The organism is Aquimarina callyspongiae, assembly GCF_034322225.1.
GTDB lineage: Bacteria > Bacteroidota > Bacteroidia > Flavobacteriales > Flavobacteriaceae > Aquimarina.
Map to the genome: position 1 here is coordinate 729,122 of NZ_JAXLPA010000001.1, position 13,113 is coordinate 742,234.

At 34.6% G+C, this 13,113-nt stretch carries 16 protein-coding genes; all 16 read right to left on the reverse strand.

The annotated features are described in order from the left end of the window. Positions 1-82: 82 nt before the first annotated feature. Positions 83-1,393: a dihydrolipoamide acetyltransferase family protein gene (locus U0D62_RS03085; protein WP_322193832.1), complete on the reverse strand. Its 1,311-nt coding sequence runs from the start codon at positions 1,391-1,393 to the stop codon at positions 83-85. Positions 1,394-1,532: 139 nt separating this feature from the next. After that, positions 1,533-2,129, reverse strand: coding sequence for an acyltransferase (locus U0D62_RS03090; protein ID WP_322193833.1), 597 nt, complete (start codon positions 2,127-2,129; stop codon positions 1,533-1,535). Positions 2,130-2,240: 111 nt separating this feature from the next. Next, positions 2,241-2,603 (reverse strand): four helix bundle protein, encoded by a 363-nt coding sequence (locus U0D62_RS03095; RefSeq protein WP_322193834.1) that lies wholly within the window; start codon positions 2,601-2,603, stop codon positions 2,241-2,243. Position 2,604: 1 nt separating this feature from the next. Further along, positions 2,605-3,357: an enoyl-CoA hydratase/isomerase family protein gene (locus U0D62_RS03100; protein ID WP_322194846.1), complete on the reverse strand. Its 753-nt coding sequence runs from the start codon at positions 3,355-3,357 to the stop codon at positions 2,605-2,607. Positions 3,358-3,388: 31 nt separating this feature from the next. Next, positions 3,389-3,703 (reverse strand): GIY-YIG nuclease family protein, encoded by a 315-nt coding sequence (locus U0D62_RS03105; RefSeq protein WP_322193835.1) that lies wholly within the window; start codon positions 3,701-3,703, stop codon positions 3,389-3,391. 78 nt (positions 3,704-3,781) lie between these two features. Further along, positions 3,782-6,283, reverse strand: coding sequence for a phenylacetic acid degradation bifunctional protein PaaZ (paaZ, locus tag U0D62_RS03110; RefSeq protein ID WP_322193836.1), 2,502 nt, complete (start codon positions 6,281-6,283; stop codon positions 3,782-3,784). Positions 6,284-6,318: 35 nt separating this feature from the next. Beyond that, positions 6,319-6,720: a VOC family protein gene (locus tag U0D62_RS03115; RefSeq protein WP_322193837.1), complete on the reverse strand. Its 402-nt coding sequence runs from the start codon at positions 6,718-6,720 to the stop codon at positions 6,319-6,321. After that, entirely contained in the window at positions 6,717-7,934 is a 1,218-nt protein-coding gene (locus tag U0D62_RS03120; protein ID WP_322193838.1) for a 3-oxoadipyl-CoA thiolase, read from the reverse strand. Before U0D62_RS03120 ends, U0D62_RS03115 begins: the two co-directional genes overlap by 4 nt. Positions 7,935-7,938: 4 nt before the next feature. Then, positions 7,939-8,490, reverse strand: a complete 552-nt coding sequence (locus U0D62_RS03125; protein ID WP_322193839.1) for a hypothetical protein — start codon at positions 8,488-8,490, stop codon at positions 7,939-7,941. A 16-nt stretch (positions 8,491-8,506) separates the two neighbouring features. Then, positions 8,507-8,929: a PaaI family thioesterase gene (locus tag U0D62_RS03130; protein ID WP_322193840.1), complete on the reverse strand. Its 423-nt coding sequence runs from the start codon at positions 8,927-8,929 to the stop codon at positions 8,507-8,509. Positions 8,930-8,935: 6 nt separating this feature from the next. Further along, positions 8,936-9,316 carry a four helix bundle protein gene (locus U0D62_RS03135; protein ID WP_322193841.1) on the reverse strand — a complete coding sequence of 127 codons (381 nt, stop codon included), beginning with the start codon at positions 9,314-9,316 and terminating at the stop codon, positions 8,936-8,938. A gap of 38 nt (positions 9,317-9,354) precedes the next feature. Continuing rightward, the gene (locus U0D62_RS03140; RefSeq protein ID WP_322193842.1) at positions 9,355-10,569 is read right to left on the reverse strand and encodes a 3-hydroxyacyl-CoA dehydrogenase NAD-binding domain-containing protein; all 1,215 of its coding nucleotides are present in this window, start codon (positions 10,567-10,569) and stop codon (positions 9,355-9,357) included. Between the two features lie 65 nt (positions 10,570-10,634). Further along, entirely contained in the window at positions 10,635-11,414 is a 780-nt protein-coding gene (locus U0D62_RS03145) for an enoyl-CoA hydratase-related protein (RefSeq protein ID WP_322193843.1), read from the reverse strand. 1 nt (position 11,415) lies between these two features. Further along, positions 11,416-11,781, reverse strand: a complete 366-nt coding sequence (locus U0D62_RS03150; protein WP_322193845.1) for a VOC family protein — start codon at positions 11,779-11,781, stop codon at positions 11,416-11,418. Positions 11,782-11,785: 4 nt separating this feature from the next. Beyond that, positions 11,786-12,289, reverse strand: a complete 504-nt coding sequence (gene paaD, locus U0D62_RS03155; protein WP_322193846.1) for a 1,2-phenylacetyl-CoA epoxidase subunit PaaD — start codon at positions 12,287-12,289, stop codon at positions 11,786-11,788. Between the two features lie 48 nt (positions 12,290-12,337). Continuing rightward, the gene (paaC, locus tag U0D62_RS03160; protein ID WP_322193847.1) at positions 12,338-13,093 is read right to left on the reverse strand and encodes a 1,2-phenylacetyl-CoA epoxidase subunit PaaC; all 756 of its coding nucleotides are present in this window, start codon (positions 13,091-13,093) and stop codon (positions 12,338-12,340) included. Between the last annotated feature and the right edge of the window lie 20 nt (positions 13,094-13,113).

The window sequence follows — 13,113 nt, forward strand, 5'->3', positions numbered from 1 at the left end:
TAACACTTCGACAAGCTCAGTGTGACAACTCAAGAAGACAATACTGCGGGGTAACCGCTACTATCCCTTGCGCATATAATTATTATATTTCTCTATTAATATCAAAGGCTTCTAGTTCATCTCCTACTTTTCTTAAGAACGAACCTCCTAAAAATCCATCGACTACCCTATGATCAAAGGATAATGATAAATACATCATACTTCTGATAGCTATTTCATCTCCCTTATCAGTAGTAATCACTTCTGGTCGTTTTTTAATAATCCCTAATGCCAAAATTGCAACCTCTGGTTGATTAATAATAGGTGTCCCCATTAAACTACCAAAGGTTCCTACATTAGAAATTGTAAATGTACTTCCTCCTATTTCATCTGGTTTTAGTGCATTATTTCTTGCATTGTTTGCCAGATGATTTACATTCTTTGCTAATCCTAAAAGGTTTTTTTCATTTGCATTTCTAACTACAGGTACTATCAAATTACCACTTGGCAGAGCAGTCGCCATTCCTATATTAATATCATTATGAACAACGATTTTCTTATCATCTACCGAAACATTAATCATCGGAAACTCTTGTATTGCTTTTGCCACGGCTTCAACAAAAATTGGTGTGAACGTTAGTTTCTCTCCATATTTCTCTAAAAAGGATATTTTTTTATCATTTCTCCAGTTTACCATATTAGTTACGTCAACTTCAATATAACTGGTAACGTGTGGAGAGGTATGTTTTGAGTAAACCATATGATCCGCGATCATCTTACGCATACGATCCATTTCTACAATTCGATCTTTACCTTCTGTAAAAGAAATTGGTGGTGGAGTATACGCAGGTTTTGAGGCCTGAGGTTGCTGCGGTCTACTTGGTAAGGGATACTTCCTGTTTTTAAGATAGTGCATTACATCACTTTTGCGAATACGACCTCCTTCACCAGTTCCCTGGATACTTTGAACCTCTTCTATAGATAAGTTTTCCTTTTTGGCAATACTAATCACCAAAGGAGAAAGGAATCCATCATTATCTCCTGAGGCTGTAATCTTAAATTCAGTATTGCTTACACTCCTTAGCTCTTTTTGTACTGTATTAGCTGGCTCTTCTTCTTTTGAAACGGAAGAGGAATCATCACTACTAGCAGCATTTGTGATCTTTACATTAGCATCTGCATTGATCACAGCAATTACTTGCCCTACTGCAACCACTTCATTGGGTTGATATAGTACCTCTGTAATTATTCCGTTACAAGGTGATGGTACTTCAGAGTCTACTTTATCAGTAGCTACTTCCAAAATGGTTTCATCTTCTTCTACGGTATCACCAACATTCTTAAGCCAATTAAGAATGGTAGCTTCTGATATACTTTCACCCATTTTGGGCATTTTTAATTCTACTGTTGACATTTTAGTTAACTAATGTTCGTTAGTTTATATTTTATATTACTGACTTAAATTTTGTGTCACCCTGACCCTGTCGAAGGCTATTATAGCTTTATGTCTTTTAACCACACTTCGACAAGCTCAGTGTGACATTCGTGCACTCTTATTTATTCTTAAACTCTTCTAATGTTTTATAAAACGCTTCTTGCGTAGGTCGATCTTTTGGAACCTCTCGCAGCGGTTCTACTTCTTTTAAAGATTCAAAACAATCTGCTGGCAATTGTTGATATAACTTTGTCCCTTTGGTTTTCCAATTGATCATTTCGTCGCTAACTTCTTTAATCACTTTAGCTGGATTACCAACGATTAAACTTCGTTTCGGGAACACAGTATTTGCTTTTACAAAAGACATGGCTCCTACTATACATTCATCACCAATTTCAGCATCATCCATAATCACAGTATTCATACCAATCAAACAATTACGTCCTAAATTTGCGCCGTGAATGACTGCTCCGTGCCCTACGTGTGCACTTTCTTTTAAGACAATGGATTTACCTGGAAACATATGCACCGTACAATTTTCTTGTACATTTACTCCGTCTTCAAGGATAATTTCGCCCCAATCTCCACGTATAGCGGCTCCAGGACCTATATAACAGTTTTTTCCTATAATTACATTACCAGTCACTGCAGCTAATGGATGTACGAAACTCCTTTCGTGTATTACCGGTATGTATCCTTTGAAACTGTATATCATTTTATTAATACTAAATATTAAATTATAAATGTAAAATGACAAAGTTTAAAGTTTGCACTAAATACAGCTTCACTTTTACATTTTATATTTTGCATTTTTCGGTTTTACATTTTATTTAGTTGCTGTTGTTTTTACACTACTGGTGAAAATTGCAACTAATTCTTTACACTCTTGAATAATCTTATTAAATTCATCTAAATCATTAATTAATCTAGCTTCTTTTAACACTTGCAAATTAACTTGAGATTCTCTCAATTCTTTAAGACATATTTTCATTTTATGAATAAAATCTCTTCTTGATTCCGCAGCTTGCGCTTCTCCATAATTTAAAGCTGAGGAAGTCGATGAACGAATTAGTTGTTTAGCCAAATGTTCTGAAGCAAAATCCTTATTCAACCCATTTATATTAGTGATTATACTTGCTGAAAATTTTACAAGTCTTTCTTGCAAATCATATTTTTGACTTATTCTCATTTTATTTAAATCTCTTCAATGTTTCTTTAGTAAAATCAGATAACACCAATCTTCCACTAATTACTGCTCTTTCTGCTAATAGGGTATCCCAATGTTCTGTACCTTCCCAAAAAGCTTTTTTCATATCTTTCATAGCTTCTGGATTATAGGTGCATAAATGTTCTGCAAATGCTTTTACTTCCGCATCTAAGGTTTCAGTATCTTCAAAAACTTTGGTAAACAATCCCTTATCTCTTGCCCATTCTGCTTCATAAAATGAGTTAGCATCAATAGCGATTTGAGTCATTGCTGATAATCCTATTTTACGTTCTACCACAGGTCCCACAACAAATGGTCCTATCCCAACATTTAATTCGCTTAACTTAATAGAAGCAAATTTTGTAGCCATACAGTAGTCTGTTGCTGATGCTACCCCAACTCCTCCTCCAACAGTTTTACCTTGAACTCGTCCTATGATGAATTTTGGGCATTTACGCATTGCATTAATCACATTGGCAAAACCGGAGAAAAACACTTTACCTGTTTCTGCGTCATTGATATTAATTAATTCTTTAAAGCTTGCTCCGGCACAAAAAGTTCTGGCGCCTCCACTTTTTAGAACAATTACTTTTATAGCTGAATTATTACCTGCATCAGTAATTGTCTGAGCTAATTTTGCAAGTATATCTCCTGGTAAAGAATTATGTGCGGGGTGAAAAAACTCTATAGTTCCTACTCCGTTTTCTATCATTATGTTTACGTAAGGTTGTGTCATATTCATCATCCGCGAAGGCGGATGTCTCATTTTAATTATTCATTTTTTTTAAATACTCTATCAAGTTTTCGCTCAAATCAGCCCAATCTTTATTTTCTTTTTCGATTAGTTTAATTTTCCATTCTCTATTCCACTTTTTCATTCGTCTTTCACAAGTATATGCTTCATCCTTTGTTTTATAGTTTTCAAAATAAATCAACTTATCTAAATTATATCTAGCTGAAAATGTATTTGGATGCGACTTATTCTTATGCTGATATATTCTTATTTTTAAATCTTTTGTTACTCCTATATATAGAACTCCATTTGGTTTATTGGTTATAATATATACACTCCATATTATCATTCAATCCTTTAATTTCTGAGATTTTCCTTTACAAATCCCCTTTTTTAGATTCCCGTCTTCACGGGAATTTTGAACAGTTTAATCTATTAGATTAAATTGTTCAAAATGATGATTCAGATGTTTTCTTTCTAACAAGTACCATTCATATTTATTCATTTCTCCAAAAACGATATTTTTCAAATTCGCTTCAGGATTTGCTTCAAAATATGTTTTATAGGCTTCTCTAGCTTCATTAAATTTAGCTATAGCTGTTTCTAAATCTGCATGTTTTAAATCTTCCAACACTCCTTTTTCTAATAATGGAAAATCTGTGTTTTTAGGAAAAGGTTGATAGTTGTATAGGCTATTATGAACTTTATCTAAAATCTTTTCAGGTGTTGCAATTTCAAAGTCCTGAATTTCTCCTGAAGCAATTTTATAGGTATACTCCAAATGTTCTATCATATGTTGTGGCGTCATAATTCCCCATTTTGGTTTAGTATCCGCTGTTAACTTATGTAAACATTCCTTAATTTTTCTTTCGGTCATTTCTACCAGGGTAGTTTGCTTTTTTTGTACCATGGTTAAAATAGTAGCTATTGCCACTAATTCATCTTCTGTATCAAATACTTCTACAAACCATTTTACAATTCCGCTAGGATGTTCTGCGCTTGCTACATCACGATCTACTTTTTGCTTACAGGTTAACCTAACATATACTGTATCATTATGATAAATCGGTCTCAAGAATCTACATTCTTCTAACCCATAATTTGCAGAAACGGGTCCTTTATTAGGGTATACAAATAATCCTGCTGCCGCTGCAAGAATAAAATATCCGTGCGCAGTACGCTTTTCAAAGATACTTCCGTCTAGAGAAGTAATATCTGTATGTGCATAGAAATGATCCCAGGTCAGATTAGCAAAATTGATAATATCTGTATCAGTAACAGTACGCTTATGAGTTTTTAAAGACATTCCTGGTTCGATATCCTCCCAGTGATAGGCAAACGGATGTTTTTCTGCTTCTTTATATGCTGCATTTGCCTGATAAATCCCTGTTACTTCTGTAAGAGTTGTTGGGGTTCCTTGTATGGCACATCGCTGCATATAATGTTTTATACCTCGCATTCCACCCATTTCTTCTCCTCCTCCTGCTCTTCCAGGACCTCCATGAGTTAATAACGGTAGCGGTGATCCATGACCTGTGCTTTGTTTTGCATTTTCTCGATTACCTACTAAAATTCTTCCGTGGTGAGAAGCTGCTCCTACTATATATTCTCTTGCTATTTTGTCATCATATGTAAAAATGGAAGAAACTAAAGACCCTTTACCCATTTGAGATAGCGTAATCGCATCTTCTAAGGTATCATACGGCATAATTGTAGATACTGGTCCAAAAGCTTCTATAACATGTGCTTCTGTATTTTTAAACGGATTATCTTCTCTTAATAAAATCGGGCTTACAAAAGCTCCTTTATTTGCATCTGCTCCAATAGTTTCGATCTTATCCAGGTTTCCATAAACAATATTAGCTGTTTTAGCTATTTCAGAAACATTGTTCCTAAAACTTTCTACTTGCTGCTTACTGGCCAATGCCCCCATTCGTACTTCTTTAAGTCTTGGGTCTCCTATTGTAACTTTATCCAATTGTTGACCCAATGCTATTTGTACATCTTCAACTAATCCTGATGGTACTATTATCCTACGAATCGCGGTACATTTTTGACCGGATTTCACGGTCATTTCTTTTCGTACCTCTTTAATAAACAAATCAAATTCTGGTGTCCCTGGCACAGCATCCTTTCCTAGTATCGAAGCATTTAGTGAATCTGCTTCCATCGTAAATGGTACAGATTCTTCTATTAATCTTGGATGTGCTTTCAACATTCTTCCTGTACGTGCTGAACCCGTAAAAGTCACAATATCCTGAGATTCTACAGTATCCAGAATATTCTTGGTCATACCACTCAATAACTGTAATGCTCCTTCTGGAAGAATTCCTGAATCTACAATCACTCGTACTACTGCTTCTGTTAAATATGCTGTTTGTGGTGCTGGTAATACTACTGCAGGAACTCCAGCCATCCAATTAACAGCACATTTTTCAAGCATTCCCCATATTGGAAAATTAAAAGCATTAATATGTACAGCTACTCCTCTTTTAGGAACAAGAATGTGGTGCGCCATAAATCTACCTCCACGAGAAAGATCTATTGGATCACCTTCTACGTGATAGGATTGATTAGGAAATAATTTACGTAAGGAAGCATTAGCAAACAAATTACCAAAACCTCCTTCTATATCAATCCAACTATCTATGCGAGTTGCTCCTGTACGATAGCTTAAGTCATAGAATTCTTCTTTTCTTTTAGTAAGGTATAATGCTAGTTTTTTAAGCATGTTCCCTCGTTCTTGAAAGGTCATCTTTCTAAGGATTTCTCCTCCTTTGGTTCTACCATATTGTAGTACTTCAGGAATATCTAATCCTTCAGTTGTGGCTTCTCCTATAGTTTCACCAGTGACAGCATCATGCATAATGATCCCTTCTCCAGTGCCGGCAGTCCATTTCCCGTTGATGTAACTTTCTAATTTTTTCATATTAAAACATACTAGTCCTCAGAACTTCTCTTTGGCTATTTATTTAGTTTACTATATTCTTCTATTTGATCGGCAAATCCAGATTCATCTTTAAAAGCAATCATATTTCCTTCTGGGTCAAAAAACTTAGCTACTTCGCCCCATTCATGTTTTTGATAATTCACTTCAATGCCTTTAGCTTTTAGCATATTAGCTGTAGTTTCAACATTAGCTACATTTAATCGTAAACAGCTATAATTTTTGTCAATCATATTTTGTTTGAGATACTCTTCTCTATCCTCTATTTCGACCATTAGATAGGTCCCATAAAAATCAAAGCACGTTAATACTTCGTTTTGAAATAGAACAGGAAGCTGCAAGATTTCTTTATAAAAACTTACACACTCGTTATACTTCTTGACATATAAAATCAGACCTGTACGAGTTGCTGCAATCATGCTTCAAAATCTACATTTTCTATCACACAAGCATATCCTTGTCCAACACCTACACACATTGTAATTAGTGCATAGCGCTTATTTTGTTCTTTTAACTCCAAAGCTGCGGAATATGCAATACGGGTTCCTGTTACTCCTAACGGATGTCCTATTGCGATAGATCCTCCATTAGGATTAATTCTAGGATCATCATCGGCCAAGCCCCATTCTCGAATACAAGCTAAAGCTTGTGATGCAAAAGCTTCATTTAACTCTATTACATCTATATCATCCATGGTTATTCCAGCTTTTTCGATAGCTTTATTAGACGCTTGAACCGGGCCAATCCCCATAATCCTTGGTTCTACTCCTACTACAGCCGAACTTACAATTCTAGCCAATGGTTTAAGGTCATATTTTTTAACTGCATCTTCTGAAGCAATAATCGTTGCCGCTGCACCATCATTCAATCCTGAAGAGTTTCCTGCGGTTACACTACCATCCTTTTTAAAAGCAGGACGAAGTTTTGCTAATACTTCTTTGGTGGTTGTTGGTTTTATAAACTCGTCATCAGAGAATATAATGGGATCCTTTTTTCTTTGCGGAATTTCAACAGTTGTGATTTCTTTTGCCAGCCTTCCTGATTCTTTTGCATTAGTTGCTTTCATCTGACTCCAATGTGCAAAAGCATCTTGATCTTCTCTAGAAATATTATATTTTTCTACTAAGTTCTCTGCTGTATTACCCATTCCATCAGTTCCATACAATTCGTGCATTTTCTTATTTACAAAACGCCATCCAAAACTTGAATCATACATTTTGGAATCATTACCAAATGCCGAAGATGGTTTTGCAATAACATAGGGTCCGCGAGTCATATTTTCGACTCCTCCAGAAATAAACACATCTCCATCATCTGCTTTGATAGCACGATTAGCATGAATAATAGCTGATAATCCTGAACTACATAAACGATTCACCGTTTCTCCAGGAACTGTAAAAGGTAATCCTGCAAGTAATAATGCCATTCTAGCAACATTACGGTTATCTTCTCCTGCCTGATTTGCACATCCCATAATTACATCATCGTATGCTTCTTTTGGAATATTGGGGTTATTTTCTACTAATTTTTCTATTACTAGTGCTCCCAAATCATCTGTTCTAACAGCTGACAAGGTTCCTTTATAACTCCCTATAGGAGTTCTGATTCCGTCTATTATATATGCTTTTTTCACGCTTTTATTTTTCTAATCTTGCTGACAAGACTGATTTTTCTATTAATGGTAAATACTTTGTTTCTTGCTCTTCGGGATAGAAGGACGAGATCATCATTGTTTGATTTCCTGCTGGTACAGCATGCATCATCATAATCATTCTATCTCCTACTTCATCTATTATCATAGATTTTTGTTGAAGTATTTTTTTTCCATCTTTTTCTATTTCCTGAATCCCAATAAGAGTAGATCCTTCTTGATTTGGTTCTTTTTCAAGTCGAGCTTTTAATTGTTCGTATGGCTGAGGAGATAACATCTTCATTATTCCTGCAGTCATATCTTCTGTTACTCTATTGGTTCCGTTATCTATAACAAACACAGTCTCATCTACATCCATCTTAATGTCAGAATTAAACATTCCGCTTAGTGCTGCATTAACTTCATCCTGAGATACATTATCTTTTTGATTGTTTTCCTGGTTTTCTGTTCCAGGAAGCGTTTCTGTTTTTGATTTTTTATTTTCTCCGCAAGAAACTATCAGTACTAGTGTCATTACAGAGATAAAAAGCTTTTTCATTTGTTTGCGTTATTTTTTATTCCCAGTCTTTTGCTGTTCGATAAACCACACCTTTAAACAATGCGACAATCTGTTCTCCTCTTTTTACTTCTACAATATTAAAACCTACTTTGGTTTTTGCTATATCTGTAACTGCTTCAGCTGTTAAATAATCTCCTTCTTCCAGGGCTTCTATATGGTTTATTGATGTCTCTATTGAAACTGCATATTTGCCATGTGTATTTGCAGAAAAACCAAAGGCTGTATCTGCTAAACTATAAGATATGCCTCCGTGAGCTTTGCCCATACTATTAAGCATTTCTTTTCGAACTGTCATCCCAACTCTACATCGTCCTTTTTCTACCTTTAATACCTCAATACCTAACCATTGACTAAACGGATCAAGACTAAGCATCTTTACTGGTATAAGGTGTGAAGGTATAGGGGTAAGTTCATTCATTTGCTTCTATTTATTATTAATCCTTGATAATATTTTATTACGAAGGGTATTGATCATTTTTGACAATTCGGTTATCATTCTTCTATTCTCTTCATCTTCTTCAAAAGTTATATATTTCCGAAATTTTGCTTTAGAACTATATGAAATACATTCATGTCCACTATTACAAGCATTTTCTAAATACAAATAAAATTGCTCATCTGTACTAGAAGAACCTTCTGCAATATCTAATGCTATTGAATCTGCTGCTCTTCTAAAATAAGAACCTAGTTCAAGTTGTTCTTCTTTTGGAAATTTTTGAGTTAGTTTATTTACTATCTCTCCAAACTCCATCGCCTTATTATAAACTGTTAAGTTTTCAAACTTAAAATTAAATTCAGATTCCATTTTTAATCTCTTTTACCTTTCGATTTCATTCTTACATCTTAAACCAAAGAGAAAAAATTCTTTTTCTCACTTACCATCTTTCTTAACAATGGACTACATCTATACCTATCTTCTCGGTATTCATCATATAATTTATCTAATTTATGAACACACCAATCGATCCCTTTTTCATCAGCCCAGGCTAACAGACCTTTTGGATAATTTACACCTTTAGTCATGGCGTTATCAATATCCTCCGCAGAAGCTATGTTCCAGAATAGTGCATCTGCTGCCTCATTAATTAACATGACTAATACTCTATTAAAAATATATTGAGAAAGCTCTTCTTTTGAAACACTGTGATTAAAATCTAAACCTTTGACCTGATCTGCTGTAATATTCTGAGAAATCACACCACCTGTTTTGTCATAGTTATAGTATCCCTTCCCAGTTTTTCTTCCTAAATATCCAGCTTCTGATAATCTCTTTTGTGTAAAAGAAGGTTTATATCTAGGGTCATAATAAAAGGCTCTAAATACCGTTTCTGTAACGGTATAATTGACATCGTTACCAATAAAATCCATCAATTCAAAAGGACCCATTCTAAATCCACCTAGTGTTTTAAGACTCGTATCAATTGTACTTATATCTGCTATTCCTTCTTCATAAATTCTTAATGATTCTCCGTAAAAAGGTCTCGCCACTCTATTCACGATAAAACCAGGAGTATCCTTGGCCAATGCAACAGTTTTTTTCCAACCCTTAATAACATCGACTACCTGATCTGTTACTTCTTTTGAAGTTTGCACAGCTGGAATTACTTCTACCAACTTCATTAATGGCGCAGGGTTAAAAAAGTGTATCCCGATACACCTTTCAGGTTTTTGTAAAGACGATGCTATGGATGCAATTGATAATGACGAGGTATTGGAAGCTATAATCGTATCTTCAGAAACATAAGTTTCTAACTCTGAAAACACTTTTTGTTTAACGTCGATATTTTCGACAATAGCTTCTATAGTAAGATCAGAATCTTTCAGGCTTTCTAAAGAATCTACATATGAAATATTATCCTGAATACGTTTTTTCTCAGCTTGGTCTATTCTTCCTTTTTCTACCAAACGAGATAATATTTTTTCTAAAGCTAGTTTACTTTTTTCAAGTGCTTCTTGTTTTGTATCCAGTACTTTTACTCTACAACCTGCAGTAGCTGCTACTTGAGCAATACCACTTCCCATAGTTCCAGATCCTATTATTCCTACCTTTTGAATCATAAATTTTAAATGTAAAATGTAAAATGTTTAAGTTTTTTACATTTGATATTTTTCAGTTTTAAATTTTATTTTCCGCTAAAAACGGGTTTTCTTTTTTCTATAAAAGCTTTAACTCCTTCTGCATAATCTTGGCTTTCTGCAGATTCTATTTGTAAATCCGATTCAATTGCTAATTGTTGTTCCAGGTCATTTACCATTGATTGGTTAAGTAATCTTTTTGTTAAACCCAATGCTTTGGTTGGCATTTGTGCTAATTTTAATGCCAATCCCGCTACTTCTTCTTCAAAAGTTTCTGCTGAAAACACTTTATATAGCATGCCTAGCTGCTCTGCTTCTTTTGCACTGACTTTATCACCCAACATCATCAAAGCAGAAGCTTTTTGAAATCCAATAAGTCTTGGTAAAAAGAAGGTACCTGCACTATCAGGAACCAATCCAATTTTGCTAAATGCCTGAATAAACCCAGCTACCTCTGAAGCCACAACAATATCACAAGCCAAAGCTATATTAGCTCCTGCTCCTGCAGCTACTCCATTTACAGCTGCTATAATTGGTTTCTCTATTGCTCTTATTCTTTGAATTATTGGATTATAATGCTCTTCTAATATTTTTCTAAAACCGGGGTTTAGCTCAGGAGAAGTAACTTCTTTAAGATCTTGTCCTGCGCAAAATGCTTTTCCGTTTCCGGTAATAATAATTGCTCTTACCTCATCGTTGGTTTTGCAATCATCTAGTATGCTTTGAAGCAATAAAGCCATTTCTCTATTAAAGCTATTAAAGCTTTCAGGGCGATTTAAGGCTATTCTAGCTATGTTATTTTCAATATGTATTTCTATAGATGGCATATTAGCTTTTTATTTTAAATTCGGGATTATAAATAATTCCAATAATATTGTTCCATGGGTCTTTTACTGAAGCTACCATAAGTTCTCCTCCTACATTTTTTGGTTCTTCGTGAGGAGTAGCTCCTAATTCTATTAATTTTTGATATGTAGTATGGATATCATCCACTCCCCAATAAGAAAGTACACTATCTTCTTTATCTTTTACAGCGCCTTCTTCTGGTAATAATCCAAGTTCATACCCTCCAATATTAAATCCAACATAAAAAGGTTCATCAAAATATTGTTTGGTATTAAAAGCCTTTGCATACCACTCTTTTGCTTTATTAAGATCATTTACTTTATATATAGTTGTTCTTAAACCTAGCATATCTTTATTTTAGGCATTTGAAATAATCAAAAGGTTCCTGACAATCTTCGCACTGAAATAAGGCTTTACAGGCAGTAGAGCCAAATTGACTTATCATTTTGGTATTTGTTGAACCACATTGAGTGCATTTTACTATTTTCTTATTTCCTAATAAAGCTTCTTTATCTGACTCTTCATCCAAGGGCGCTGCAATACCATAGTCTTCTAATGCTTTTCTTCCTCTAGGAGTAATCCAATCTGTTGTCCAGGCAGGGGATAACACCAATGAAACTTTGGCGTTAATACCTTCTTGGGCAAAAGCCTTAATAATATCTTCGCCCAATACATCCATTGCAGGACAACCACTATATGTGGGTGTAATTGTAATCTGAACCACGTTATTTACGACTTTTGCAGAACGAACCACTCCCATATCCATAATAGATAATACCGGAATTTCGGGATCATAAACTTTCTCAAGGATTGAGATAAATTTTGAGTCTATATGTTGTTCTAATTCAATAGTCATTTCTTATTATAGATCTAGTTCAGCTCAAAAAAAGCAACTATCAACTATTTACCATTTCATATCTGGATATGTACGTTGCATATATTGTAAATCAGAAAGTAAGTATCCCATATGTTCTGTATGGATTCCTTCTTTACCTCCTTTACTGAACCATTTAAGATCAGGTATTACTATTGTAGCTTCTTCCAGAATTTCTTTTACAATTTCATAGTATTTCTCTTTAAGACTGGAAACGTCAACTCCTATACCTGAGGCTATCATTACTTTATCATCTTCTGTAAGATGAAATAACTCATCTGTATATCTCCAAAGATCATCGACTGCCTCTTGAATTTTTTGATGACTCACTTCAGTACCATCACCTAATCTTTTGATCCAATCTGAAGAAAAACGCTGGTGATAGCTTATTTCCTTGATTGCTTTCTTAGCAATGGCAGCTATGGTTTCATCCTTACTGTTTTCCAACTGTTGTAGTAATAGCAGGTGGAAAACATCAAACAAAAATTGTCTTACAATTACGTATCCGAAATGTGTATTAGGCTGCTCTACCAACAATACATTTTTATATTGTCTTTCTGTTCTTAAAAAAGCGATATCATCTTCGGTAATTTCTTTTCCTGAAAGTTGAGCAGCGTATTGGAAGTAGCTTCGTGTTTGACCTAAAAGATCCAATGAAATATTGGTACAAGCTATATCGGTTTCTAAACTTGGTCCGTGACCACATAACTCAGAAAGTCGTTGCCCCAGAATCAAGGTATTATCAGCAATACCATAGATATATTGTATTAAGTTTTCGTTTTTCATAGCAATGCCCGCAAAAGTGG